This window comes from Streptomyces sp. RKAG337 (assembly GCF_023701715.1).
In the GTDB taxonomy this organism is placed as follows: domain Bacteria; phylum Actinomycetota; class Actinomycetes; order Streptomycetales; family Streptomycetaceae; genus Actinacidiphila.
Window position 1 is genome coordinate 7,384,126 of record NZ_JAJOZA010000001.1, and the last position, 26,692, is coordinate 7,410,817.

23 protein-coding genes are annotated in these 26,692 nt (G+C 70.9%); 13 read left to right on the top strand and 10 right to left on the bottom strand.

Features of this window, described 5'->3' with window-relative positions; all coding sequences use genetic code 11:
• Positions 1–45: 45 nt before the first annotated feature.
• The 10 genes from LNW73_RS32700 to LNW73_RS32745 form a co-directional block, all read right to left on the bottom strand.
• The gene (locus LNW73_RS32700) at positions 46–1,089 is read right to left on the bottom strand and encodes an NAD(P)-dependent alcohol dehydrogenase (protein WP_250992458.1); all 1,044 of its coding nucleotides are present in this window, start codon (positions 1,087–1,089) and stop codon (positions 46–48) included.
• Positions 1,086–2,009, bottom strand: a complete 924-nt coding sequence (locus LNW73_RS32705; RefSeq protein WP_250974065.1) for a helix-turn-helix domain-containing protein — start codon at positions 2,007–2,009, stop codon at positions 1,086–1,088. Before LNW73_RS32705 ends, LNW73_RS32700 begins: the two co-directional genes overlap by 4 nt.
• A 132-nt stretch (positions 2,010–2,141) precedes the next feature.
• A complete protein-coding gene (locus LNW73_RS32710; protein ID WP_250980013.1) occupies positions 2,142–3,155 on the bottom strand; it encodes a LacI family DNA-binding transcriptional regulator in 1,014 nt (337 codons plus the stop codon).
• A 77-nt stretch (positions 3,156–3,232) separates the two neighbouring features.
• Positions 3,233–4,264, bottom strand: a complete 1,032-nt coding sequence (locus LNW73_RS32715; protein ID WP_250992459.1) for a LacI family DNA-binding transcriptional regulator — start codon at positions 4,262–4,264, stop codon at positions 3,233–3,235.
• A gap of 80 nt (positions 4,265–4,344) precedes the next feature.
• Positions 4,345–5,763, bottom strand: a complete 1,419-nt coding sequence (locus tag LNW73_RS32720) for an L-fucose/L-arabinose isomerase family protein (protein WP_250974064.1) — start codon at positions 5,761–5,763, stop codon at positions 4,345–4,347.
• A gap of 58 nt (positions 5,764–5,821) precedes the next feature.
• A complete protein-coding gene (locus LNW73_RS32725; protein WP_250992460.1) occupies positions 5,822–6,142 on the bottom strand; it encodes an L-rhamnose mutarotase in 321 nt (106 codons plus the stop codon).
• A gap of 71 nt (positions 6,143–6,213) precedes the next feature.
• On the bottom strand, positions 6,214–7,296 hold the full coding sequence (rhaS, locus tag LNW73_RS32730) for a rhamnose ABC transporter substrate-binding protein (protein WP_250992461.1): 1,083 nt from the start codon (positions 7,294–7,296) through the stop codon (positions 6,214–6,216).
• Between the two features lie 76 nt (positions 7,297–7,372).
• Positions 7,373–8,362, bottom strand: a complete 990-nt coding sequence (locus LNW73_RS32735; RefSeq protein WP_250974062.1) for an ABC transporter permease — start codon at positions 8,360–8,362, stop codon at positions 7,373–7,375.
• Positions 8,346–9,398 (bottom strand): ABC transporter permease, encoded by a 1,053-nt coding sequence (locus tag LNW73_RS32740; RefSeq protein WP_250992462.1) that lies wholly within the window; start codon positions 9,396–9,398, stop codon positions 8,346–8,348. The genes LNW73_RS32735 and LNW73_RS32740 overlap by 17 nt, the downstream gene beginning before the upstream one ends.
• Positions 9,398–10,927: a sugar ABC transporter ATP-binding protein gene (locus LNW73_RS32745; protein ID WP_250992463.1), complete on the bottom strand. Its 1,530-nt coding sequence runs from the start codon at positions 10,925–10,927 to the stop codon at positions 9,398–9,400. Before LNW73_RS32745 ends, LNW73_RS32740 begins: the two co-directional genes overlap by 1 nt.
• A gap of 199 nt (positions 10,928–11,126) precedes the next feature.
• Between LNW73_RS32745 and rhaI the strand changes: the two genes are divergently transcribed.
• The 13 genes from rhaI (at position 11,127) to LNW73_RS32810 (ending at position 26,628) form a co-directional block, all read left to right on the top strand.
• On the top strand, positions 11,127–12,293 hold the full coding sequence (gene rhaI, locus LNW73_RS32750) for an L-rhamnose isomerase (RefSeq protein WP_250993111.1): 1,167 nt from the start codon (positions 11,127–11,129) through the stop codon (positions 12,291–12,293).
• Positions 12,294–12,367: 74 nt separating this feature from the next.
• The gene (locus LNW73_RS32755; RefSeq protein ID WP_250992464.1) at positions 12,368–14,413 is read left to right on the top strand and encodes a bifunctional aldolase/short-chain dehydrogenase; all 2,046 of its coding nucleotides are present in this window, start codon (positions 12,368–12,370) and stop codon (positions 14,411–14,413) included.
• 78 nt (positions 14,414–14,491) lie between these two features.
• Positions 14,492–15,976 carry a rhamnulokinase gene (locus tag LNW73_RS32760; protein ID WP_250992465.1) on the top strand — a complete coding sequence of 495 codons (1,485 nt, stop codon included), beginning with the start codon at positions 14,492–14,494 and terminating at the stop codon, positions 15,974–15,976.
• A gap of 344 nt (positions 15,977–16,320) precedes the next feature.
• Positions 16,321–17,082 carry a DeoR/GlpR family DNA-binding transcription regulator gene (locus tag LNW73_RS32765; RefSeq protein WP_250992466.1) on the top strand — a complete coding sequence of 254 codons (762 nt, stop codon included), beginning with the start codon at positions 16,321–16,323 and terminating at the stop codon, positions 17,080–17,082.
• Between the two features lie 126 nt (positions 17,083–17,208).
• Entirely contained in the window at positions 17,209–18,573 is a 1,365-nt protein-coding gene (locus LNW73_RS32770; protein ID WP_250992467.1) for an ABC transporter substrate-binding protein, read from the top strand.
• Positions 18,574–18,652: 79 nt separating this feature from the next.
• On the top strand, positions 18,653–19,621 hold the full coding sequence (locus LNW73_RS32775) for a carbohydrate ABC transporter permease (RefSeq protein ID WP_250992468.1): 969 nt from the start codon (positions 18,653–18,655) through the stop codon (positions 19,619–19,621).
• Positions 19,618–20,496, top strand: coding sequence for a carbohydrate ABC transporter permease (locus tag LNW73_RS32780; protein WP_250992469.1), 879 nt, complete (start codon positions 19,618–19,620; stop codon positions 20,494–20,496). Before LNW73_RS32775 ends, LNW73_RS32780 begins: the two co-directional genes overlap by 4 nt.
• Positions 20,493–21,482, top strand: a complete 990-nt coding sequence (locus LNW73_RS32785; RefSeq protein WP_250992470.1) for a zinc-dependent alcohol dehydrogenase family protein — start codon at positions 20,493–20,495, stop codon at positions 21,480–21,482. Before LNW73_RS32780 ends, LNW73_RS32785 begins: the two co-directional genes overlap by 4 nt.
• A 53-nt stretch (positions 21,483–21,535) precedes the next feature.
• Positions 21,536–22,540 carry a carbohydrate kinase family protein gene (locus LNW73_RS32790; protein ID WP_250992471.1) on the top strand — a complete coding sequence of 335 codons (1,005 nt, stop codon included), beginning with the start codon at positions 21,536–21,538 and terminating at the stop codon, positions 22,538–22,540.
• 157 nt (positions 22,541–22,697) lie between these two features.
• Complete coding sequence (locus tag LNW73_RS32795; RefSeq protein WP_250992472.1) at positions 22,698–23,627, top strand: ABC transporter ATP-binding protein; 930 nt, start codon at positions 22,698–22,700, stop codon at positions 23,625–23,627.
• Positions 23,624–24,472 carry an ABC transporter permease gene (locus LNW73_RS32800; protein ID WP_250992473.1) on the top strand — a complete coding sequence of 283 codons (849 nt, stop codon included), beginning with the start codon at positions 23,624–23,626 and terminating at the stop codon, positions 24,470–24,472. The genes LNW73_RS32795 and LNW73_RS32800 overlap by 4 nt, the downstream gene beginning before the upstream one ends.
• Positions 24,473–24,642: 170 nt before the next feature.
• Complete coding sequence (locus tag LNW73_RS32805; RefSeq protein ID WP_250993112.1) at positions 24,643–25,899, top strand: sensor histidine kinase; 1,257 nt, start codon at positions 24,643–24,645, stop codon at positions 25,897–25,899.
• Between the two features lie 51 nt (positions 25,900–25,950).
• Complete coding sequence (locus LNW73_RS32810; RefSeq protein WP_250992474.1) at positions 25,951–26,628, top strand: response regulator; 678 nt, start codon at positions 25,951–25,953, stop codon at positions 26,626–26,628.
• The last annotated feature ends 64 nt before the right edge of the window (positions 26,629–26,692 follow it).

Consider the following 26,692-nt stretch of genomic DNA (forward strand, 5'->3'; position numbering starts at 1 on the left):
CGCCGCAGCGGGAGGGCAGGGCCTTTCGGCGGTGGGGGGCCGCCGTCAGATGGTGGCCGTGTCGATGACGAAGCGGTACCGGACGTCACTGGCGACGACCCGCTCGTACGCCTCGTTGATCCGGTCGGCGGAGATCACCTCGATCTCGGCGCCCAGGCTGTGCTCGGCACAGAAGTCCAGCATCTCCTGGGTCTGCCGGATACCGCCGATCATCGAGCCGGCCAGGCTGCGCCGGCCCCCGATCAGCGAGAACACGTTCAGCGAGACCGGGTGCTCGGGCGCGCCCACGTTGACCAGGGTGCCGTCCACCCGCAGCAGCCCGAGGTAGGCGTCCAGGTCGAGGTTGGCCGAGACGGTGTTCACGATCAGGTCGAACGTCCCGGCGAGCTGCTCGAACGTCGACTCGTCGCTGGTGGCGTAGTAGTGCTCGGCGCCGAACCTCTTGGCGTCGTCCTGCTTGCGCAGGCTCTGGCTGAGAACGGTGACCTCGGCGCCCAGCGCGGCGGCGATCTTGACGCCCATGTGGCCGAGGCCGCCCATGCCGACGATGGCGACCTTCTTGCCGGGGCCGGCGTTCCAGTGCTTCAGCGGTGAGTAGAGGGTGATCCCGGCGCACAGCAGCGGGGCGGCGGCATCGAGCTCGATGCCGTCCGGGATGCGCAGGACGAAATGCTCGTCCACGACGATGTGGGTGCTGTAGCCGCCGTAGGTGGGCTCGCCGTCCCGGCCGGTGGCGTTGTACGTGCCGGTGCCGCCGTTCAGGCAGTACTGCTCGTCACCGGCCAGGCAGTTCTCGCACTCGCGGCAGGAGTCGACGAAGCAGCCCACGCCGACCCGGTCACCCACGGCGTACTTCGTGACGCCCGGGCCGACCTCGGTGACGACGCCGGCGATCTCGTGGCCCGGCACCATGGGGAACTTCGCGCCACCCCACTCGTCCCGGACCTGGTGGATGTCGGAGTGGCAGATGCCGGCGAACTTGATGTCGATCAGCACGTCGCGCTCCCGCACGGCGCGTCGGGGAATCGTGGTGCGCTCCAGCGGTGCAGTGGCGGAGGGAGCGGCGTAAGCGGAGACAGTGGTCGTCATCGTGCGTGGATCTCCAGAAAATCGTCGGGATCGGCGAGCACGGGCCGTGGCACGGCCGGACTCGGTGCGGTCAGGGACGCGGTGAGGTTGGCCAGCAACTGCAGCGCGGTCTCGGAGGGCGAACCTGACTCGGTGGTATAGACGAAGAGGGTCTGGTCCGTGTCGCCCGGTGGGCTGAGGGCCTCGTACGCGACGGTGATCTCCCCGACCTGGGGGTGCCGGTAGCGCTTGGTTCCGTGCGAGCGGCGGCTCACGTCGTGCGCCGCCCACGCCGTTCGGAACTCCTCGCTCTTGACCGCGAGTTCACCGATCAGCTCGCAGAAGGCCCGGTCCTCGCAGTTGCGCCCCGCGTCGAGGCGCAGCACCGCGGCGGTCTCCGCGGCGATCTGCTCCCAGTCCGGGTACAGCTGCCGGGCGGACTCGTCGAGGAAGATGAACCGGGCCAGATTCCGCTCCCGGTGCGGCAGCGCCTCGAAATCGGAGATCAGCGAGCGGGCCAGCCGGTTGCTGGCCAGCACCTGCATCCCGCGGCCGACGATGAAGGCCGGCGTCAGCCCGTCCAGCGTCTCCAGCATCCGGTGCAGCCCCGGCCTGACCCGCTGGGGGCGGGCCGACGGACGCCGTGCGGCGCGTGGCTGCGGACGGGCGAGCTGTATGAGGTAGATGTGCTCCACCTCGTTGAGCCGCAGCGCGCGGGCGACGGAGTCCAGGACGCTCGCGGAGACGTTGCGGTGCCGCCCCTGCTCCAGCCGCGCGTAGTAGTCGGTGCTGACCCCGGCCAGCCGGGCCAGCTCCTCCCGGCGCAGCCCGGGCACCCGGCGGGCGGATCCGTTGACTGCGACCCCCGCGTCCCCAGGACCCAGCCGGGCCCTGCGGGAACGGAGGAACTCACCCAGTTCGACATTGTGGTCCAGACCCATGACTCAAGTATTGCCGCGGCCGGAGCGTTTTCCGTGGCCCAGGGTAGGTCTGTCAGACCCCCCCGGCACGAACCAGGCGGGAGGTGTGAGCGGCGCGCGTGAGGCCGGCCCGGCAGGGAGGTTCCTACCTGGTCAGCGCTGTTTGCCCAGGGTCGAACCCCGGACCACCAGCTCCGGCTGCAGCACGATCTGCTGGTGGCGGTGGTCGCCGGCGTGGTCGCCGGTCTCCGCGATGAGCAGTTCGGCGGCGGTTCGGCCCATGCGGTGGGCGGGCTGGCGCACCGAGGTCAGCGGGACCGCGGCCGCCGCCGCGAACTCGATGTCGTCGTAGCCGACGAGCGCGAGCTCCTGCGGCACGGCGACGCCCGCCGCGTACAGCGCCTGCAGCACGCCCAGGGCGAGCAGGTCGTTCGCGCAGAACACCGCGGTGGGCCGGCCGGCCATGCCCAGCAGCCTGGCCCCCGCGTCGCGCCCGGCGGCGACGTCCAGCCGGTCCGTCTCGATGTGGGACAGCGCCTCGGGGGGCAGTCCCGCCGCGGCCAGCGCGTCGAGCGCACCGGTCCGCCGGTCGCGGCACTGGGTCAGATGCATGGGACCGCTGACGTAGACCAGCCGCCGGTGGCCCTGGTCCAGCAGGTGGCCGGCGGCCAGCCGCCCGCCGGCGATGTCGTCGACCGACACCGAGCACGCCGACGCGCTGGGCACCACGCGGTCGACGAAGACGAAGGGGATGTCATGGCGCCGGAACGCGTCGAGGTTGCGCCCCGTGGCGTCGGCGGGGGTGACCAGCACTCCGCGCACCCGGTGCTCGGCGAACAGGCTCAGGTACTCCGCCTCCTCGGTCGCGCTGCCGGCGCTGTTGCACAGCATCACGCCGAGCCCCGCCTCGCGGGCGGCACGCTCGGCGCCCGACGCGACGTCGACGAAGAAGGGATTGGCCATGTCCAGGACGAGCAGGGCGATGATCCGGCTGTGGCCGGCGCGCAGCTGGCGGGCCGACTCGCTGCGCACATAGCCGAGTTGGTCTATCACCTCGAGCACCCGGGTGCGGGTCTGCTCGGAGACCATGTCCGGGCGGTTGATCACGTTCGACACGGTGCCGACGGAGACCCCGGCCTGCCGTGCCACGTCCTTGATGCCCATCATGCGCGCCACGAGCTCCGAACCACCGTCTCCCGCGGCTCTCCGCGGCCGCGGTCTCATGCTACGCACATCTTGTGTGATCAGCCTGCGCCGCGGAGACCGAGCGACGAGGTCCTGACGACCAGCTCCGGCTGGAACACGATCTTCTGATGTTCGTGCGCTTCGGGCCGCCCGTCCGTCTCCTCGATCAGCAGTTCCGCGGCGGTGCGGCCGATGCGGAACGAGGGCTGGCGCACGGAGGTGAGCGGGACGGCGGCGCCCGCGGCGAACTCGATGTCGTCGTAGCCGACGAGCGCCATGTCGTCCGGCACCCGGATCCCGGCCGCGAACAGGGTCTGCAGCACGCCCAGCGCCAGCAGGTCGTTCGCACAGAACACGGCCGACGGGCGGTCCGCGGCGGCCAGCAGCCGGGCCCCCGCCGCCCGGCCGGAGGCGACGTCGAACCGCTCCACCTCGACCACCGTCAGACTCTCCCGCGGGACCCGCGCCTCGTCGAGGGCGTACAGCGCGCCCTGACGACGGTCCCGGGACTGGGCCAGGTGCGGGGAACCACTGACGTAGGCGATACGGCGATGGCCCGACGCGAGCAGATGCCGCACGGCGAGCCGGCAGCCGGCCACGTCGTCGACGGACACCGAACAGGCCTCATCGCCGGACCATTCCCGGTCGGCGACGACGAAGGATATGCCGCGGCTCCGCAGCGCCCGCAGATCCTGGCCGGTGCCGTCGGTGGGAGTGACCAGCACACCGCGCACCCGCTGTTCGGCGAACATGCCCAGGTATTCGGCCTCCTGCGACGGATCACCCGCACTGGTGCACACCATGACGGCGAGTCCCGCCTCGCGGGCGGCCTGCTGGGCCCCGCGGGCCAGCTCGACGAAGAACGGGTTGGCCAGGTCGAGCACCAGGAGCGCGAGCATTCTGCTGCGACCGGCCCGCAGCTGGCGCGCCGTCTCACTGCGGACGTACCCGAGCCGCTCGATCACCGCGAGCACCCGCCGCCGGGTGGGTTCCGACACCGTGTCCGGCCGGTTGAGGACGTTCGAGACCGTGCCGAGCGAGACGCCCGACTGCTCGGCGACGTCCTTGATGCCGATCGCGCTGCGCTTCACCCGGCTTCCCGGCGCGCGGCCGGGAAGCCGGACGGGTTCGCCGGCGCCGTCCGCGCGGCGGGAGAGCGACCGATCCCCGGTCAAGAGACCTCGACCAGTTCCAGGCCCGTGAGGTCGGCCACCGCGCGCAGTTCGGGCACGATGTGACCGGTGGCCAGCGCCCAGTGATGGGCCACGCCCGTGGCGCTCCAGGCGTCGGTCCACTCGCCGGGATCGGTGCCGAAGTCCACCCGGGACGTGGTGTTGCCGATTTTCAGCAGCGGGCCGCCGACCACCTCGCCCTGCGAGGTGACCAGCTTGTAGCGGCCGTCGCGGGTCTGCCCGAGGCCGACCAGGGTGACCGGGCCGTGCCGTACGTCGAACTCGACGGACACGCCCCAGCCGCGCTTGCCGTGGAAGACGCCGAGGCCGCGCAGGAGCGGCCGGTGCTGGCTGATGCCGAGGTGCGCGGGCCCGTCGTGGCCCATCTCCACCACGCCGTCACGGAAGTTGAGCGCCTGCAGTTCGGTGAAGGAGCCGCCCGCGCCGAGCCGGTCGGCGATCAGCATCGCCAGCGACGTACGCAACTCGTACTCGCCCGCCGCCGGGACACCGCGGGCGGTGAGCAGGGAGGCGCCGAGGATCATGCCGGCGCCGAGCCGCTCGTGGATCTCCCCGTCGAGACCCCGGTGGTAGTACGCGAGGCTGTCGAGGTCGAAGTCGGCCACCAGCCGGTCGAGTCCGACCGACACCCGGGCCGCCCACTCCACGTCGTCCGCCACGACGGAATCGTCGAACGCGAAGGTCTCCCTCGCCTCGGCGAGCTTGTCGGCGACCTCCGCGTCGGTGACGTCGTCCACCCGCACCCGCAGATCGTCGAACTCCAGTACCTCCACATGACCGCCGAGGTTGCCGGAGACCATGGCCAGGTCGGTCGAGACGTCGTACATGCCCGGGTACAGATGGCCCATCAGGCCGTGCCGGCCGTTGCGGAGCACCGATCGCACCCCTGCCGCCCGGATCCACCGGCCGATCCGGGCCCAGGCCCGGTCGTCCTCCAGATAACCGGAGACAGAGCGGAACGGGACGCCGGCGCGCTCGAAGGAGTTGGCCATCTCGGGCAGCGGGCAGGCGCCGCAGTACGCCAGCCACTGACCGGTGTCGAACGTGGCGTGGTCCATCGCCTCGGTGGGCTGCAGATTGATCAGCAGGACCGGAGCGCCCGAGCGCTGGGCCACCGGCGCCAGCATGGTGGCGGTCATGTACGTGGTGAGGAATCCGACGATGAGGTCGCATCCGGCGGCACGCAGCATCTCCGCGGCCGCCGCGCCCTCCTGGGCGTCCGAGATGAACCCGGCGTCGACGACATCGGCGTCGAACTCCTTCATGCGCTCGGTGACGCGTGCGGCGGAGCGGCGCAACTGGGGGAGCAGGTCGGGGAACTGGGGCCAGTAGGCGCCCAGTCCCCCCGCCACGAGACCGATCTTCGGCCTGCGCGCGGTGGCGGGGGTGCGGGTCATGGCGGATGTCTCCGTTCGTGGGGTCGGCCGGGGAGCGGTCCGGCCGGGTCGCCGGCCGTCACATGAGGTGGAAGATCTCGGTGAGGGGGCGTATCGCCCGGTCGGGCCGGCCGTCGTCGGGGGCTTCGAAGAACCCGGCCATCTCCGTCTGCCAGTGGGTGTTGACCTCGGTGGCGGCCATCGCGGTCCGGGCCGCGGCGAAGTCCGCGGTCTCCAGGTAGCCCACCAGCAGCCCGTCCTCGCGGAGGAAGAGCGAGTAGTTGTGCCAGCCGGCGGCGGACAGCGCGGCGGTCATCTCCGGCCACACGGCCTCGTGCCGGCGGCGGTACTCGTCGATCCGGTCCTGGCGGACCTGAAGCAGGAAGCAGACACGCCGCATGGACCCGGTCCTTTCACCGCCGGCGGCCGGCCGCGCCGCCGGCGGGCGGCGGGCCGGTCTGTGGGGCACGCTCAGAAGTCGAAGCCGTCGATGTTGCTCGTGTCGAAGACGGTGGGCTTGCCGAGGATGACCTCACCGTCCTTGCCGACGGTGAAGGTGCCCAGGTCACCGGCCTTGAACGTCTGCCCCTCCGCGCCGGTGATCTGACCGGAGCACAGGGCGGCCGCGGCGTACGCGGCGAGCCGGCCGAGCTTCTTGGGGTCCCACAGGGAGAACTGCGCGACGGTGCCGTCCTTGACGTACTTGCGCATCTGGTTGGGGGTGCCCAGCCCGTTCACCACGACCTTGCCCTTGTAGGACGAGGAGCTGATGTAGCGTGCGGACGCCGCGATGCCGACGGTGGTCGGGGCGATGATGCCCTTCAGGTCCGGGTAGGCCTGCAGCAGTCCCTGGGTCTGCTGGAAGGACTTCTGGTCGTCGTCGTCCCCGTAGGCGACCTTCACCAGCTGCATCCCCTGGTAGGCCGGCAGCGCTAGCTCCTTCTTCATGAACTCGATCCAGGTGTTCTGGTTCGTCGCGTTCTGGGTCGCGGACAGGATCGCGATCTTGCCCTGGTAGTTGAGCTGCTTGCCGAGGTTCTGCACCAGGCTGCGGCCGATCTGCTCGGAGCTCGCCTGGTTGATGAAGAGCTGCCGGCAGTCCTTGGCGGTGTCGGAGTCGTACGCCACGACCTTGATGCCCTTGGCCATCGCCTGCTTGAGCGGACCGCAGACCGCGTTGGGGTCGTTGGCCGCCAGCAGGATCGCGTCCTGCTGCTGCTGGATGAGCGTGTTGATGTAGGAGACCTGCGAGGACGCGCTGGCGTCGGAGGGCCCGACCTCCTTGGCGGTGCTGCCGAGCTCCTTCGCCGTCGCGATGCCGGAGTTGTCGACGATCGTCTCGTAGGGGTTGTTGATCTGCTTGGGCAGGAACGCGAGCTTCAGATCCTTCTTGAGCGCGGCCCCGGGATCGGCCGAGGCCGTCGAGGCAGTGCCCGGCCCCTGGTCGGAGCTGGACTTCTTCGTGCCACCGCAGGCGGTCGCGGTGAGGGCGAGAGCGCAGACGGCGGTCACCGCGGTGAGCGCGCGCACCGTGACGCTGGTGGGGAGGGACATGGCGAAGCCCTTCTTCGGGGATTTCCTGGGGGAGTTCTTCGGGTGACGGTTCTACGGAGGGGGCGGTGCGGCGCCGTCAGACAGCGGCGGCCGCGCGCCGGTGGCGCCGTTCGAGGGCCGCGGCGATCACCCGCGGGGTCAGTACCGAGGCGACCAGCAGGAGTCCGGTGACGATCACCTGGACCTCGTTGGCCACGTCGTTGAGGATGAGCAGGTTCTTGAGCAGGCCGATCAGCAGCACTCCGGCGATGGCGCCGCCGAGCGTGCCCTTGCCGCCGTCGAAGTCGACGCCCCCCAGCAGCACGGAGGCGATGACGAGCATCTCGAAGCCCTGCCCGTTGTCGGCACGGGCGCTGCCGTAGCGCAGCGTGAAGACGATGCCCGCGAAGGCCGACAGCAGTCCGGTGAGGACGAACAGCAGCAGCTTGATCCGCTTGACCCGGATGCCGGAGAAGTAGGCGGCCTCCTCCTGGGCGCCGGTGGCGAACAGGGAGCGGCCGAATCCGGTGGCGTGCAGCACCACACCGGTGACGGCCGCCAGGACGATGAACAGGGCGAAGGGGTAGGGCAGGAACCCGAGCACGGTGTTGGTGTCCGACGTCCACCGGGCGTACGTCTCGGGGAAGTCGGTGACCGCGTTGCTGCCCAGCGCCACCGACGCCAGCCCACGGTAGAGCGTCAGCGTGCCGATGGTGACGGCCAGCGAGGGCAGCCCGACCCGGGTGACGAGCCAGCCGTTGAGCAGGCCGCCGACGACGCCGATGGCCAGGACCACCGGAACGATGGTTTCGAACGCCCAGCCCGATTCCCACAGTTTGCCGCTGACCGCGCTGGCCAGGCCGAGCATGGAGGCGACCGACAGATCGATCTCGCCGGCCACCACCAGCAGCGTCATCGGCAGCGCGATGATCGCGACCTCGGCGATGTCGTTCAGGGCGAAGGACAGGTTGCCGGTGGTGGCGAACCCCTCGGTGGTGCCGGCCCCGGTGGCGAAGACGGCCACGAGCAGGATGCCGACCGCGACGTCCCAGCGCAGGAACCGGCTCAGGTCAGACTTGGTGGACATGGCGCGCGTTCCTCTTCCTCAGGGCGCTGGTCATGCGCAGGGTCACGATCCGGTCGACGCTGATGGCCGCGAGCAGCAGGGCCCCGGTGATGGCGCTCTGCCAGAAGGAGTCGACCTTCAGGACGACCAGGACGCTGCCGACGGTGGTGAGCAGCAGCGCGCCGAGCGCCGCGCCCCAGACACTGCCGGTGCCGCCGGTGATGGCGACGCCGCCGACCACCACCGCACTGACCACGGTCAGTTCCCAGCCGTGGGCGTTGTCGGCGACGACGGTGCCGAAGCGGGCCAGCCACAGGGCGCCGGCGAATCCCGCGACCGCGCCGGAGAAGACGTAGGCCGCCAGGATCCGGCGGCGGATCGGGATGCCCGCCAGCCGGGCGGCCTCCGGGCTGGAGCCGATGGCGTACAGCTCCCGGCCGCCGCGGTAGGAGCGCAGGTAGTAGGAGGCGGCGGCGAGTACGGCGACGGCGATCAGTGCCAGGTACGGGACGCCGAGGACGCTTCCGCTGCCCAGGTCGAGGACGGACGCGGGGACGTCGGCGGCGTTGATCTGCTGACCGTGCGCCCACCAGTAGTCGGTGCCCTGGATGATGTAGAGCATCCCCAGCGTGACCACCAGGGACGGTACCCGTCCGAAGCTGACCAGCAGTCCGCTGACGAGGCCGCAGAGCGCGCCGACGCCGATGCCGAGCAGCAGGGCGAGGACGGCGTTGCGGTCGGTGCCGGAGACGAACTTCCCGCAGGCGAAGGCGGACAGTCCCACGACCGAGCCGACCGAGAGGTCGATGTTGCGGGTGAGGACCACGACCGACTGGCCGACGGCCAGCAGGATCAGGATCGACGCGTTGAGGAGCAGGTCCTTGATGCCCTGCTCCGACAGGAAGCGGTGGTTGGCCGCCCAGGTGCCGAGGACGAGCAGCACCAGGCACCCGGCGATGCTGATCTCCCGGGCCCGGAAGACGGTCTCGGTGAGCGAACGGGCCGTCACCTTGCGCGCGCCGGGCGGCGCCGTGGGCTGTTCCACTGTCGCTGTCATCAGGCTGCCTTCTCTCCGCCGGCGTTCCGGCCGGTGGCCGCGGCCATGACCGACTCCTCGGTGGCCAGTGCGCGGGGGAGTTCCGCGGTGATGCGTCCTTCGTGCATGACCAGCACCCGGTCCGCCATGGCGAGGACCTCCGGCAGGTCGGAGGAGACCATGAGGACGGCGAGTCCTTCGGCGGCGAGCGAGGACAGCAGCCGGTGGACCTCGGCCTTGGTGCCGATGTCGATGCCCCGGGTCGGCTCGTCGACGATCAGCACACCGGGTTCCGTGGCCAGCCACTTGGCCAGCACGACCTTCTGCTGGTTGCCCCCGGAGAGCACGCCGACCGGGTCGGAGAGCCGGTTGTACTTCAGCTGGAGCCGCACCGCCCAGTCCGCCGCCCGGCCGCGCTCCAGCGTTCTGCGGACCAGGCCGCCGCGGCCGAGCCGGTCGAGTCCGGTCAGGCCGATGTTCCGTTCGATGGACAGCTCCATCACCAGGCCCTGTTGGCGCCGGTCCTCCGGCACCAGGGCGACGCCGGCGGCCATCGCGGCCGTGGGCGAGCCGGCCGGCAGCTTGTTCCCGGCCACGTGGACGTCCCCGGCGTCGGCGCGGTCGACACCGAAGACGGCGCGTACGACCTCGCTGCGGCCGGCGCCCACCAGTCCGGCCAGTGCGACGATCTCGCCGCGGCGGACGTCGAAGGAGACGTCGGTGAAGACGCCCTCCCGGGTCAGCCGGCGCACGGCCAGGGCCGTTTCGCCGATCCGCGCGGGCTGCTTGGGGTAGAGCTCGTCCAGGTCACGGCCGACCATCCGGCGTACCAGGTCGTCCTCGGTCAGGCCGTCGACCGGGTCGCTGGAGATCAGCCGGCCGTCCCGCAGGGTGGTGACGCGCTGGCAGAGGGCGAAGATCTCCTCCAGCCGGTGCGAGATGAACAGCACGGCGGTGCCCTGTTCGCGCAGCGTCCGCACCACGCCGAACAGCCGGGCCACCTCGGCTCCGGTCAGCGCCGCGGTGGGTTCGTCCATGATCAGGACCCGGGCGTCGAAGGAGAGCGCCTTGGCGATCTCGACGAGTTGCTGGTCCGCGATGGACAGGCCGCGGCAGAGTTGCCCGGGGTCGAGATCGACCCCCAGCCGTTCGATGAGCGCCTGGGTCGCGTCCCGTACCGACCGGTGGTCGACCCGGCCGAAGGAGCGGCGCGGCTGGCGGCCCATGAAGATGTTCTCGGCGACGGTGAGGTCGGGAAAGAGCGTCGGTTCCTGGTAGATGACCGCGATACCGGCGTCCCGGGCGTCCGAGGGTCCGTGGAAGGTGACGGGCTCGCCGTCCACCAGCACCCGCCCGGCATCCGGCCGGTGCACTCCCGCGAGCACTTTGATCAGGGTGGACTTCCCGGCCCCGTTCTCGCCGGCGAGTGCGTGCGCCTCCCCGGCGAAGAGGGCCAGGGACACACCCTGCAGAGCCCGGACCGCACCGAAGGACTTGCTGGCGTCCTCCAGCGAGAGTACGGGCCGTTCCGCCGACTTCGGCTGGTCCATGGTGGGGCCTCACATGAAAGGTTTCAACTGAGTTGCACGGACGTTAGGCCAGTGCGACATGACGCGTCAATGCTTTCGTTTCAAGTTTTCGGCTCCGGTGTCCGCAGTCGGCTGAACTCCCGTAACCAGGAGGTTGACACTCCCTCTTCGGGCACCTAGCTTCCCCTCAGTGAAACGATTCATGGCGGGAGCGATGAACATGACCGACCTGTCCACGGTGAAGGCCGCGCTGAAGGCCCAGTCCATCGAGACACCGTCCTGGGCGTACGGCAACTCCGGCACGCGCTTCAAGGTGTTCGCGCAGGCTGGCGTGCCCCGTACTCCGCAGGAGAAGATCGACGACGCGGCGCGCGTCCACGAGTTCACCGCGGCCGCGCCCTCGGTGGCGCTGCACATCCCGTGGGACAGGACCGACGACTACCCGGCGCTGGCGGCCCGCGCGGCCGGGCAGGGTGTGCGGCTCGGGGTGATCAACTCCAATGTCTTCCAGGACGACGACTACAAACTCGGTTCAGTCACCCACCCCGATCCCAAGATCCGGCGCAAGGCCACCGACCATCTGCTGGAATGCGTCGACATCATGGACGCCACCGGCTCGCGCGATCTGAAACTGTGGTTCTCCGACGGGACGAACTACCCCGGACAGGACGATATCGCCGATCGTCAGGGACGGCTGGGCGACGCGCTGACCGAGGTCTACGAGCGGCTCGCCGACGACCAGCGGATGCTGTTGGAGTACAAGCTCTTCGAGCCGGCCTTCTACGCCACGGACGTGCCGGACTGGGGCACCGCGTACGCCCACTGCCTCAAGCTCGGCCCCAAGGCGCAGGTCGTCGTCGACACCGGCCACCACGCCCCCGGCACCAACATCGAGTTCATCGTGGCGACGCTGCTGCGCGAGGGGAAGCTCGGCGGCTTCGACTTCAACTCGCGCTTCTACGCCGACGACGACCTGATGGCCGGCGCGGCGGACCCGTTCCAGCTCTTCCGGATCATGTACGAAGTGGTGCGCGGCGGCGGGCTCGCGGCCGAGACCGGAGTGGCCTTCATGCTCGACCAGTGCCACAACATCGAAGCGAAGATCCCGGCGATCATCCGGTCGGTGATGAATGTGCAGGAAGCCACCGCCAAGGCGCTGTTGGTCGACCCCGTCGCCCTGCGCGCCGCGCAGCAGGCCGGTGAGGTGCTGGAGGCGAACGCCGTACTGATGGACGCGTACAACACCGACGTCCGTCCGCTGCTGCGCGAGATCCGTGAGGAGCAGGGCATCGACCCGGACCCGATCGCCGCCTACAAGCGTTCCGGCTGGGCCGATCACATCGTCGCGGAGCGGGTCGGCGGGACGCAGGCGGGCTGGGGGGCGTGACGCCTCCGACGCCCGCCGCCACCGACTGCCGCTTCCGCTCCGCATCCCCATCCGTATCCGCAAGGGACTCCACGATGACCGCAGAACCGCACCCGCAGGCGGCGGAGCTGCTGGCGCGCAGCCACCGACTCGGCGCCGATCCGCGCAACACCAACTACGCGGGCGGCAACACGTCCGCCAAGGGCACCGCCACCGACCCGGTGACCGGCCAGGACACCGAGCTGATGTGGGTCAAGGGCTCCGGCGGAGACCTGGGCACCCTGCGCGCGACCGGGCTCGCCGCGCTGCGGCTCGACCGGCTGCGCGCCCTCGTGGACGTCTATCCGGGCGTCGACCGCGAGGACGAGATGGTGGCGGCCTTCGACTACTGCCTGCACGGCAAGGGCGGGGCGGCGCCCTCCATCGACACCGCGATGCACGCCCTGGTCGGTGCCGAGCACGTCGATCATCTGCACCCGGACTCCGGCATCGCGCTCGCCTGCTCCGCCGACGGCGAGGCGCTGACCAAGGAGTGCTTCGGGGACCGGGTCGCCTGGGTGCCGTGGCGCCGCCCGGGATTCCAACTGGGCCTGGACATCGCCGCCGTCAAGGACGCCAACCCGCAGGCCATCGGCTGCGTACTCGGCGGCCACGGCATCACCGCCTGGGGTGCGACCTCGCAGGAGTGCGAGGGGAACTCCCTCGACATCATCCGCACCGCCGCCGAGTTCCTCGACCGGCGCGGCAGGAGCGAACCGTTCGGACCGGTCCTGCCCGGCTACGAGCCGCTGCCCTCGGCGGAACGCCGGGCCAGAGCGGCCGCACTGGCCCCCGTCCTGCGGTCCGTCGCCTCCGCCGACCGTCCGCAGATCGGGCACTTCAGCGACTCCGAAGCGGTGCTGGACTTCCTCTCCCGCACCGAACACCCGCGGCTGGCCGCGCTCGGCACCTCCTGCCCCGACCACTTCCTGCGCACCAAGGTCCGCCCGCTGGTCCTGGACCTGCCAGGCGACGCGCCGCTCGACGCAGCGGTGCGACGGCTGCGGGAGCTGCACACCGAGTACCGCGAGGAGTACGCCGCCTACTACGCGCGGCACGCGACGCCCGACTCGCCTCCGATGCGCGGCGCCGACCCGGCGGTGGTCCTGGTCCCGGGCGTCGGGATGTTCTCCTACGGCAAGGACAAGCAGACCGCGCGCGTCGCGGGGGAGTTCTACCTCAACGCGATCAACGTGATGCGCGGTGCCGAGGCGGTCTCGTCGTACCTGCCGATCGAGGAGTCCGAGAAGTTCCGTATCGAGTACTGGGAACTGGAGGAGGCGAAGCTGCGCCGGATGCCCCCGGCGCAGCCGCTGGCGACCCGGATCGCGCTGGTGACCGGCGCCGGCTCGGGCATCGGCAGGGCGATCGCCCACCGGCTCGCCGCCGAGGGAGCCTGCGTGGTCGTGGCCGACATCAACGCGACCGGTGCCGCGGCCGTCGTCGAGGAACTCGGCGGGGCGGACCGCGCGGTCGCGGTGACGGCCGACGTCACCTCCGAGGAAGAGATCCGGGCGGCGTTCGACGCGGCGGTGCTCGCCTTCGGCGGAGTGGACCTGGTGGTCAACAACGCGGGCATCTCCATCTCCAAGCCGCTGCTGGAGACCACCGCCGCGGACTGGGACCTGCAGCACGCGATCATGGCCCGCGGATCCTTCCTCACCTCGCGCGAGGCCGCACGGATCATGATCCAGCAGGGCCTGGGCGGTGACATCGTCTACATCTCCAGCAAGAACGGGGTCTTCGCCGGCCCCAACAACATCGCCTACGGCGCCACCAAGGCCGACCAGGCCCACCAGGTGCGGCTGCTCGCCGCCGAGCTGGGGGAGCACGGCATCCGGGTGAACGGCATCAACCCCGACGGGGTGGTCCAGGGCTCGGGGATCTTCGCGGGCGGCTGGGGCGCCCAGCGCGCCGCCGTGTACGGGGTGAGCGAGGAGAACCTCGGCGCGTTCTACGCCCAGCGCACCCTGCTCAAGCGCGAGGTGCTGCCCGAGCACGTCGCCAACGCCGTCTTCGCGCTGGCCGGCGGAGACCTCAGCCATACGACGGGCCTGCACATCCCCGTCGACGCCGGGGTGGCAGCGGCGTTCCTGCGATAGCGGGTCCCGGCCGGCGGCGGCGACCACCCCTGCCGGCCGGCGAGCTCCCCGTACCCATCACTTCCTGTGAGGCTCCGCATGCCACCGAGCGACCCCCGTGCCTTCGCCGCCGTCGATCTCGGCGCTTCCAGCGGGCGCGTCATCGTCGGCCGGGTGACCGCCCGGTCGGTCGGCCTGGACGAGGTCCACCGCTTCCCCAACCTTCCGGTACGCGTCGGCGGCACCCTGCACTGGGACGTGCTGGCGCTGTACCGCGGGGTCCTGGACGGCCTGCGGGCGGCGGGCCGGGTGACGTCCGTCGGGATCGACACCTGGGCCGTGGACTACGGACTGCTGGCGGCCGACGGTTCGCTGCTCGGCAACCCCGTCCACTACCGCGACGCCCGGACGGAGGGCGTTCCGGAGCGGATCGGGCGGAAGGTGCCGCAGGCGGAGCTGTATGCCGCCACCGGTGTGCAGCACGCTCCGTTCAACACCCTCTACCAGCTGGCCGCTGCCCAGGGGACCCCCCAACTGGACGCCGCCGCGCGGCTGCTGCTGATGCCGGACCTCCTGTCGTACTGGCTCACCGGTATCGCCGGCACGGAGCTGACCAACGCCTCCACCACCCAGCTCCTGGACCCGCGCACCGGTGACTGGGCGCACGCACTGGCCGGGCGGCTCGGTATCGACCTGTCGCTCTTCCCGCCGCTGCGCAGGCCCGGCGACCCGGCCGGCGAGCTGCTGCCGGAGGTTCTGGAGGCGACCGGTCTTGAGCACCCCGTGCCGGTGGTGGCGGTCGGCTCGCACGACACCGCGTCGGCGGTCGCCGGGGTGCCGGCGGACACCCAGCGCTTCGCGTACATCTCCTGCGGCACGTGGTCGCTGGCCGGCGTGGAACTGGCGGCACCGGTCCTCACCGAGGACTCGCGCGCCGCGAACTTCACCAACGAACTGGGCGTCGACGGCACCGTCCGCTATCTGCGCAACATCATGGGCCTGTGGCTGCTGCAGGAATGCCTGCGCACCTGGCGGGCCGCGGGCCTTCCGCACGACCTCGGCCGGCTCCTTGCCGCAGCGGCACAGGCCCCGCCGCTGCGCTCCGTCGTGGATGCCGCCGACCCGGCCTTCCTCGCCCCGGACGGCATGCCGGACCGCATCGCCGAGTCCTGCCGCAGGACTGACCAGCCGGTACCGCGGAACCCCGCGGAGACGGTGCGCTGCATCCTGGACTCCCTCGCGCTGGCGCACCGCGCGGCGATCGAGGACGCCCAGCGGCTGTCGGGACGGCACGTCGACGTCGTCCACATCGTCGGCGGCGGCGCGCGCAACGAGCTGCTCTGCCAACTGACGGCGGATGCCTGCGGGCTGCCGGTCGTGGCCGGCCCCGCCGAGGCGGCGGCCCTGGGCAACGCCCTGGTGCAGGCGCGGGCCGCGGGCGTGATCGGGGGCGGCCTCGCGGACATCCGGTCCCTGCTCCGCGCCACGCAGCCGCTACGCCGCCACGAGCCGACCGCCGACCGCACCCGGTGGAACGAGGCGGCCGCGCGGACGACCGGCACGCAGGACGCCGTCCGGACCTAGCGTCTGTCGTCCGGTTCCCACGCGCTGATGTCCGGCACGAAGCGCGCGCACTCGTCCGTGACGAGCCCTCCGCCCGGGTCGTGCCGGCGCACCGTTCTGCTGGCTCCGGTGTCCGGAACCACGGGTTTCGGCAGCTCATCGGTGGAAGCCGGGCAGAGCCGGCGCCCCGGTTGATCCAATTCATGCCTCTGGCCTGCGCACCTGTGGTTTTCTGTCCGGGCGCAATCGGGCAACCTCTTGCCCGGAACGGGGCGGCGCACGGCCTGGGCGCGGCGGTATAACTCATGGACGGGCCCATTCGGGCCACGGATGCCCGAACGGGCGGAGAAGGGCGGGTGGCGGTGATGAGGTCGGAGGAGAGGCATCACCGGCTGCTGGCTCTGGCGCGCCAGGCGGGCCGCGTCGAGGTCGCCGTCGCGGCCGCCGACTTCAGGGTCGCTCCGGAGACCATCCGGCGGGACCTGAGCGCGCTGGAGCGCAGGGGACTGGTCCGCCGCACCCATGGCGGCGCCTACCCCGTCGAGAGCGCGGGCTTCGAGACCAATCTGGCCCAGCGCGTCACGCTGCACGTCGAGAGCAAGCGGCGGATCGCCGCCGAAGGCGTCAAGCTCCTCGACGGCGCGGAAACGATCTTTGTGGACGAGGGTTACACACCGCAGATCCTCGCCGCACTGCTGCCGACCGACCAACCCCTGACCGTGGTGACCGCGTCGCTGTCGACGGCCGCGGCGGTCGCCGAGTCGGACACCACCACCGTCCTCCTCCTCGGCGGCCGGGTCCGCGCCCGGACGCTCGCCACCGTGGGCTCCTGGGCCTGCGCGATGCTCTCGGGCTTCGTCATCGACCTGGCCTTCATGGGATCGAACGGGATCTCCCGGGAGTTCGGGCTCACGACGCCCGACCCGGTCGTGGCGGACGTCAAGGCCAAGGCGATCGAGGTCTCCCGCAGACGGGTCTTCCTGGGGCACCACGGCAAGTTCGGGGCGAGCAGCTTCTGCCGGTTCGCGGAGGTCGCCGACTTCGAGGCCATCGTCACCGACACCGGACTGTCCAGCGCGGAAGCGCACCGCTACACCCTCCTGGGGCCGCAGGTCATCCGCGTCTGACTCGACGGCTCCTCCACCCCCTCCACCCCCTCGATCCGCGGCCCCCGGCCGCGGGCAGCTGTGGCGTGGGCGAAATCAGCTGACACCCGGTCCCACCCGGCCGGATCACCAACGAAGGGATCCAGCGTGACGACAAGACCGAGGAACACGCCGCGCACCGTCGCAACGGTCGCCGTGGCGCTCTGCACCAGCCTGCTGGCCGCATGTTCGGGCGCCGGTGGCGGGGGCGGCGGCTCCCAGACGCACTCCATCAACGTGCTGATGGTCAACAACCCGCAGATGGTGGATCTGCAGAAGCTGACCGCGGACAACTTCACCAAATCCACCGGCATCAAGGTCAATTTCACCGTGCTGCCGGAGAACGACGTCCGGGACAAGATCAGTCAGGACTTCGCCAGCCAGGCCGGACAGTACGACGTGGCGACCATCAGCAACTACGAGACCCCGATCTACGCCAAGAACGGCTGGCTGTCACCGCTGACCGCGCAGTCCAAGGCCGACACCGCCTTCGAGCAGGGCGACATCCTGCCCAGCATCCAGGAGTCCCTCACCTCGGGCGGACAGATCTACGCCGAGCCGTTCTACGGCGAGTCGTCGTTCCTGATGTACCGCAAGGACGTCTTCGCCGCCAAGAACCTGACGATGCCCGCCAACCCGACCTGGACCCAGGTCGCGGACCTGGCGGCGAAGGCCGACGGGGCGCAGCCCGGCATGAAGGGCATCTGCCTGCGCGGGCAGCCCGGCTGGGGCGAGCTGATCGCACCGTTGACCACGGTCGTGAACACCATGGGCGGCACCTGGTTCGACAAGGACTGGAAGGCCCAGCTCAACAGTCCGGAGTTCACCAAGGCGACGAAGTTCTATGTCGACCTGGTACGGGCGCACGGTGAGGCGGGCGCCCCGCAGGCCGGCTTCACGGAGTGCCTGAACAACATGGAGCAGGGCAAGGTCGCCATGTGGTACGACGCCACCTCGGCCGCCGGCCTGCTGGACGGCACGGGCTCCCCGGTCGCCGGGAAGATGGGATACGTGCCCGCGCCGGTCGACCGGACGAAGAGCTCGGGCTGGCTCTACACCTGGGCCTGGGGTCTGCAGAAGGCCAGCAAGCACCAGGACGACGCATGGAAGTTCATCTCCTGGGCGTCCGGCAAGAACTACGAGAACCTCGTCGGCAGCAAGCTGGGCTGGTCCAAGGTCCCGGCCGGCAAGCGCACCTCGACCTACACCAACGCCCAGTACCTCACCGCCGCATCGGCGTTCGCCGCGGCCACCAAGACCGCGCTGACCAACGCCGATCCGCTGAACCCCGGTGTGCAGCCACGACCCGCCCCCGGCATCCAGTTCGTCGGCATCCCCGAGTTCACCGATCTGGGCACGCAGGTCTCCCAGGAGATCAGCTCCGCCATCGCCGGCCGCGGCAGCGTCGAGAGCGCCCTGAAGACCAGCCAGTCCCGGGCCGAGACGGTCGCCGCCAAACACGCGGGCCAGTGAGCGGGCCGCGCACCCACAGAACCACTCCCGACCCGCCCCCGCGGGTCGGGAGGCCACCCGCGCGAAGCGGAGAGACACCATGACCGTCCCCCTGACCGCAAAACGCCCGCGACTCCTGCGCCAGGGAGTGCGGGAGTCGTCCACCCGTCCCGCCGACCGGCCGCGTGGCGCCTGGGCCCGCCGGGCACCGCTGCTTCCGGCACTGGTCTTCCTGATCGTCGTCACCCAACTGCCGTTCCTGGGCACCCTGGGCATCTCGTTCATGCGCTGGAACGCCCTCGACCCCGACAACCGGGGCTTCGGCGGCCTGGCCAACTACCGGACCGCACTGACCGATCCGACGCTGCGCTCGTCCATCACCACCACCGTGATCCTGACCGCCTCGGTGGTCCTGGTGAGCCTGCTCTTCGGCCTGGGGCTGGCCCTGCTGCTCGACCGGCGGTTCCGCGGTCGCGGCATCGTCCGCACGATGCTCATCACCCCCTTCCTCGTCGTGCCGGTGGCCTCCGCCCTGCTGTGGAAGCACGCCCTGTACAACGCCTCCTACGGGCTGATCAACGGCACTCTGACGTGGATCTGGAGCCTGTTCGGCAGCTCCGACGCCCCGCAGTTCGACTGGCTGTCCACCAACCCCCTGATAGCCGTCGAAGCCTCACTGATCTGGCAGTGGACACCGTTCATGATGCTGATCCTGCTCGCCGGCCTGCAAAGCCGACCCCTGGACATCGTCGAAGCCGCCCGCGTCGACGGCGCCGGCACCTGGCAGGTCTTCCGCCATCTGACCTTCCCGCATCTGCGCCGCTACCTGGAACTGGCCTCGCTGCTCGGCAGCATCTACGTCGTCCAGAACTTCGACGCGGTCTTCACCCTCACCTCCGGCGGACTGGGCACCGCCAACCTGCCCTACTCCGTCTACCAGACCTTCTACCAGGCGCACGACTACGGCCTGGCCTCCGCGCAGGGCGTCATCGTCGTCGCCTGCTCCATCCTCATCGCCACCTTCGCACTGCGCACCGTCTCGTCCCTGTTCCGAGAGGAGACGTCATGACGAGCACCACGACCACCGCCCCGGCCGGCCGGCCGCGCCGCAGTACCGGCCCGTTCCGCCACCGCGGCAGCATCTGGGGTCTGCTGGCCTGGGTCTGTGGTCTGCTGTTCTTCCTGCCGTTCGGCTGGATGCTGCTCACCTCGCTGCACAGCGAACCGGCCGCCGCCACGAACCCGCCCAACATCGGCGCAGGACTCACCCTCCAGGGCTTCCGCGAGTTCTTCGGTGAGAGCACCGGGGTCAGTCCCTGGCCGCCGTTGATCAACTCGCTGACGGCGAGCATCGCCTCCACCGTCCTGGTGCTGGTCCTGGCCGTCCCCGCCGCCTACGCGCTGTCCATCAAGCCGGTCCGCAAGTGGACCGACGTGATGTTCTTCTTCCTCTCCACCAAAATGCTCCCCGCGGTGGCCGGGCTGCTGCCCGTCTATCTCATCGCCCAGCACGCCGGCCTGCTCGACAACATCTGGCTGCTGGTCATCCTCTACACCTCGATGAACCTGCCGATCGCGGTGTGGATGATGCGCTCCTTCCTCGCCGAGGTCCCCAAGGAGATCCTCGAAGCGGCCTCCATCGACGGCGCGGGGCTGCTGACCGTACTCACCCGGATCGTCGCCCCGGTGGCCGCGCCGGGCATCGCGGCCACCGCGCTGATCTCCTTCATCTTCAGCTGGAACGAGCTGCTGTTCGCCCGGGTGCTGACCGGTGTCGTGGCGGGGACCGCACCCGTCTTCCTCACCGGATTCGTCACCAGCCAGGGCCTGTTCCTCGCGAAGGTGTGCGCCGCCGCCGTCTGCGTCTCCCTCCCCGTACTCATCGCCGGGTTCGCCGCCCAGGACAAACTCGTCCAGGGCCTGTCCCTTGGAGCAGTCAAGTGAAAGCAGCCGTCATCAGCGCCCCCGGCGTCGTCGTGATCGAGAACGTCGAGGATCCGTCCCCCGGCCCCCGGGACGTGGTGGTCCGGGTCGCCGCCGTCGGCCTGTGCGGCACCGATCTGCACATCCTGCAGGGCGAGTTCGCCCCCACCCTGCCGATCACCCCCGGGCATGAGTTCGCCGGCGAGATCGTCGCCGTCGGCGGTCAGGTCGATGAGTTCGCCCTCGGCGACCGGGTCGCGGTCGACCCGTCCCTGTACTGCCACGAATGCCACTACTGCCGTATCGGACGCAACAACCTCTGCGAACGCTGGGCCGCGATCGGCGTCACCAACCCCGGCGGCGCGGCCGAATACGCCCTCGCCCCGGCCGCCAACTGCGTGAGACTGCCCGAGCACATCCGCACCGAGGACGCCGCGCTGATCGAACCGCTCTCCTGTGCCGTCCGCGGATACGACATCCTCCGCAGCCAGCTGGCCACCAACGTCCTGATCTACGGATCCGGCACCATGGGCCTGATGATGATGGAGCTCGCCAAGCGCACCGGCGCCGCGACCGTCGACATCGTCGACATCAACCCCGACCGGCTGGAAACCGCCCGAACGCTGGGCTGCACCCATGCCGTCACGTCCGCCGACGAGATCGAGCAACCGCGCGGCTGGGACGTCGTCATCGACGCGACCGGCAACGCCAAGGCCATCCAGGAGGCCATCGGCCGCGTCGGCAAGGGCGGTACCTACCTCCAGTTCGGCGTGGCGGACTACGCGGCGCGGGCCACGATCGAGCCGTACCGGATCTACAACCAGGAGATCACCATCACCGGCTCCATGGCGGTCCTCCACAGTTACGAACGCGCGGCCCGGCTGTTCGCCGCCGGCGTCCTCGACCCACAGGTCTTCATCAGCGACCGGCTGCCGCTGACCGACTACGCCGCCGCACTCCAGCAGTTCCAGGACGGCAAGGGCCGGAAGATCCTGGTCACCCCCTGACCCGGGACGCCGTCCCGACCGGTCAGGGAAGTCCCTCCCCCATGGAGTCGCCCATGCCACCGCCCCTGCCGATGCCGGAAGCCCCGGCATCCGAAACGCCGACGCTCGTCATCGGCGAGGCACTCACCGACATCCTCACCGGCCCGGACGGGTCACGGCGCTGCCGTCCGGGCGGCAGCCCGGCGAACGTGGCGCTGGGTCTGGCCCGGCTAGGACACCCGGTCCTGCTGACCACCCGGATCGGCCGCGATCCCTTCGGCCAGGTGCTGCGGACCCATCTGGGCCGCAGCGGGGTGGTGCTCACCGAAGGGTCCGTCTCCGACGTACCGACGTCGACCGCCACAGCCCGTCTCGATGCGGCCGGGGCGGCCGACTACACCTTCGACATCTCATGGGAACCGTCTCCCCTGGCCCTGGAGCCAGCCCGCGCCGGTACGGCGGGCCACCTGCACACCGGATCGATCGCCACGGCGCTCGCGCCCGGTGCCGATCAGGTACTCGCCGCCGTCGAGTCCGCACGGCACACGGCGACCGTCTCGTACGACCCGAACCTCAGGCCCGCACTGCTCGGAAAGCCCGGCGACGAGCGTCCCCGGGTCGAGCACCTTGTCTCGGTCAGCGATGTGGTGAAGGCCAGTCAGGAAGACCTGGCGTGGCTCTACCCCGGGCAGGACATCGAGGAAGTGGCGCTCCGCTGGTCGCGCAGCGGACCCTCACTGGTGGTCCTCACCTTCGGCGCCGGGGGCTCCCAGGTCTGGTGGCGGCAGGGCCGGCACGCTCTGCCGGCGCCCGCGGTCGAGGTCGTCGACACCGTGGGAGCGGGCGACGCCTTCATGTCGGGGCTTCTCAGCGGCCTGCTGCGGGCCGGGATGCTCGGCGCGGGAGGTGCCGCCGGGGAGTCCGACGCATCCGCTCCGCGTACGGGACTGCGCACTGCGGCCTCCACCGTCCACCCGCACCAGGACGTGCTCCGTGCCCTGCGACTGGCCACCCGCGCCGCCGCACTGACCTGCACCCGGGAGGGCGCCGACCCACCGACCTGGGCCGACCTGGCGTGACGTGGCTCGTTCCCTGGTGCAGGCGGGGATGGTACCGGGGTACTACCGACCGTTTGTGGATCAGTCCGGGGTACCACGGTTGCGGGGGCTGCGGCTCATAGCGTTACGGGTGAGGCGGTCGGGCAGGACCGGCGCCCGTGAAGCGAGGGAAGACGCGATGATCGAGGCGCAGCAGCTGACGAAGAGGTACGGGGAGACGACGGCGGTGGACCGGCTGGACTTCACGGTCAGGCCCGGCACCGTCACCGGCTTCCTCGGCCCCAATGGCGCGGGCAAGTCCACCACGATGCGGATGATCGTCGGTCTGGACGCTCCCACGCACGGCACGGTCACGGTCAACGGCCGCCGCTACGCCGAGCACACCGCCCCGCTGCAGGAGGTCGGGGCGCTGCTGGAGGCCAAGTCGATCCACCCGGGCCGCTCGGCGTTCGACCACCTGATGGCGCAGGCGTACACCCATGGCATTCCGCGCCGCCGGGTGGAGGAGGTCATCGGGATGACGGGTCTGGACTCGGTGGCGAAGAAGCGCGCCGGGGCCTTCTCCCTGGGAATGGGCCAGCGGCTGGGCATCGCGGCCGCGCTGCTCGGCGATCCGGCCACCGTCATGCTCGACGAGCCGGTCAACGGGCTGGACCCCGAGGGCGTGCTGTGGATCCGCAATCTGCTCACCGGGCTGGCGAACGACGGCCGCACGGTGTTCGTGTCCTCGCACCTGATGAGCGAGATGGCCCTGGTCGCGGACCACCTGATCGTCGTCGGACGAGGGCGGCTGCTGGCCGACACCACCGTCGAGGAACTGATCAGCCAGGCCGGCGGGGACACGGTGCAGGTCGCCACGGCGGATCCCGCCCGGCTGCGCGAGGTCCTGGCGGGGCCCGGCATCGAGATCACCGGCCGGGTCGGCTCCGAGGAACTCCAGGTGACGGGGATCGCGGCTCGGGCGATCGGGCTGAAGGCAGCCGAGGCCGGCATCGCGCTCTTCGAGCTCACGGCGAAGGCCCTCTCCCTGGAGGAGGCGTTCATGGAGCTGACGCGGGACGCGGTCGAGTACCACGGCACCACCGAGACCTCCGGGAGCGCAGCATGAGCACCATCACGTCGAGCCACACCCCTGTCCCGAGCCCCGTGCAGGGCGGACGTCCGGTCTACCGGGTGACCGCGCGGCGCGTGCTGCGCTCGGAGTGGGCCAAGCTGTGGTCCCTGCGCTCCACCTGGATCACGCTGGGCCTGGGCCTGCTGTTCCTGGTGGCCTTCGGTCTGATCGCCTCGTGGCACTACAAGTCCAGGATCACCTCCGGCGATCACATGGACCGGGACTTCGCCACTTCCACCGCGGTGAGCCTGTCCCTGTTCGGCACGAACTTCGCGCAGTTGGCGCTGGGCGTGCTGGGCGTGCTGGTGACCGCGGGCGAGTACTCCACGGGCATGATCCGCTCCACGCTGGCGGCGGTACCGCGCCGGCTGCCGGTGCTCTGGTCCAAGTCCGCCGTCTTCGGCGCGGTCGCCCTGGTGGTCGGCACCGTGGGAGCGTTCATCGCCTTCCTCTTCGGCAGCGGAATCGTCTCGGGAACGCCCGCGGCCCTCTCGATCTCGGACCCGGGTGTGGTGCGCAGCCTGCTGGCGGCGGGCCTCTACCTCGGTCTGATCGGGGTGCTGGGAACGGCCCTGGGCGCGCTGCTGCGATCGGTGGCCGGCGGCATCTCGGTCCTGGTCGGTTCGCTGATGCTGGTCCCCGGCCTCATCTCGCTGCTGCCCAGCTCCTGGCAGGACCACGTCAGGCCCTATCTGCCCAGCGAGGCCGGAGCATCGATGTTCGCCCTGCACCACGAGGCGCACACGCTGACTCCTACGGCCGGGCTGCTGGTCTTCCTGGCCTGGACCGGACTGGCGATGGCAGGTGCCTCCTGGCGCCTGATGCGCACCGACGCCTGACCCTGCCGAAGCCGACGACCCGGGATCACGGCGTCGGCGCGTCGCCCGGCAGCTCGGGTGCCGTGCCGGCGCCGTTGGCCCACGATGGGCAGGTGACCCCCGTGACCACCGACCTCCCCGCCGGAGCTGACCCCTCCGCGCGCCCGCTCCCTCCCGCGGAACCCGATCCGCTGTGGGGACACCCGCTGGTGATCGCGCTGAACCGGGTCGTCCAGCGCCTGCGCGCGGCCGACCTGCGGCGTCCGTGGGTGCTGGACACGGCCGTGGCGGTCGGGGTCTTCCTGCTGTTCGGCGCGGCGGACCTGGTGCACGACGGCGACCGGCACGAGATGGCCGTGAGGTTCACGCACCTGCCGGTGGCCGGGGTGCTGGCCCTGCAGGCCGGGCTGGTGCTGCCCCTGCTGTGGCGGCGACGTATGCCCTCGGCGACGTTCGCCGCCGTTCTCGCCGTGTTCCTGATCCAGTGGCTGCTGGGGGCCTGGCTGCGCGCCGACGTGGCGCTGCTCATCGCTCTGTACAGCCTGGCACTGCACGGGCGACTGCGGCATCTGCCCTGGGCCTGCGCCGCCATGGCCGGCGTTCTGGGGCTGGTGTCGGTGCGCGTCTCGGAGGCGGTGTCCGTCGGGGACGCGCTGTTCTTCCTGTTCAGCGCGGTGACCGCGGCGCTGGCCCTGGGCCTTGCGGTGCGCATCCGCCGGTCCCAGCTCGCGGGCCTGCGGGAGCGCGCGGCCCGCCTGGAGATCGAACGGGACCAGCGCAGCAAACTGGCCGCCGCCGGCGAACGCACGCGGGTGGCACGCGAGATGCACGACATCGTCGGCCACAACCTGTCCGTCATGATCACACTTGCCGACGGTGGTGCGTACGCGGCCCTCATCGCTCCTGAGCGGGGCAAGGAAGCACTGGAACTCATCGGCGAGACCGGCCGGCAGGCCCTGGGCGAACTCCGGCGCATGCTCGGTGTGCTGCGCGATCGGACGGACGCGCCCGAACTCAGCCCGCAGCCCGGCATCGCGGACATCGACGCCCTGTGCGCCCGTATCCGGGCCGCCGGCCCCAAGGTCCGCTACCGCACGATCGGGGAACTGGACGCCCTGGACCGCGGTGTACAGCTGACGGCCTACCGGATCGTGCAGGAGGCGCTCACCAACTCGCTCCGGCACGCCGGCGCCGAAACCGAGGTGCGACTCGCCCTCACCGTCGACGGCACACAGCTGCGCATCAGCGCCGACGACACCGGGCCGCCGACCGGGAACGGGCGGCCCGCACCGGCGAACCAGGAGGGACACGGCCTCGCGGGCATGGCGGAACGCGCCGCGCTGTACGGCGGGAGCATCGTCGCCGGACCACGGCCCGGCGGAGGATGGACCGTACAGGTCACCCTCGACCTCACCCCGCTCACCGGTCCCCCGGGAGAGACCTCGTGACCGCCGTCCTCATCGGAGAGTCCTCATGACCACCGTCCTCTCGGAGACCTCATGACCACCGTCCTCATCGTGGACGACCAGCCCATGCAGCGACTGGGCTTCCGCATGCTGCTGGAGTCCGTCCCGGACACCGACGTGGTCGGTGAGGCCGCGCACGGAGCCGACGCCGTACGCCAGGCCGCCGAACTGCGCCCCGACGTCGTCCTGATGGATGTGCGGATGCCCGGCATGGACGGTATCGAGGCGACCCGCCGCATCGTCGCCACCGGCGGACGCTCCCGCGTCCTGGTCATGACCACCTTCGACCTGGACGAGTACGCCCACACCGCGCTGCGCGCCGGAGCCAGCGGCTTCCTGCTCAAGGACGCGCGCCCCGAGGAACTGCTGGCGGGCATCCGCGCGGTCGCCGCGGGCGACGCCGTCATCGCCCCGGCCCTCACCCGGCGCCTCCTCGACGCCTACGCCCACCATCTGCCCGGCCACCTCCAGGACCACGAGCCGCAGGACGACCCCAGGCTGCGCACCCTCACCGGACGCGAACGGGAGATCCTGGTCGCCATCGGCCGGGGCTGGACCAACGCGGAGATCGCCGAGCGGCTGGTGCTGGCGGAGTCCACCGTCAAGACCCACGTCGGACGCGTGCTCGTGAAGATCGCCGCCCGAGACCGGATCCAGGCCGTCATCTTCGCCTACGACCTGGGCCTCACCCGCCCCCACACCACCGACTGACGGCAGACGGGACCACTCGAGCGCGACGGCACGGAGGCGGTCCGTGCCGTCGCGCCCTCGGCGG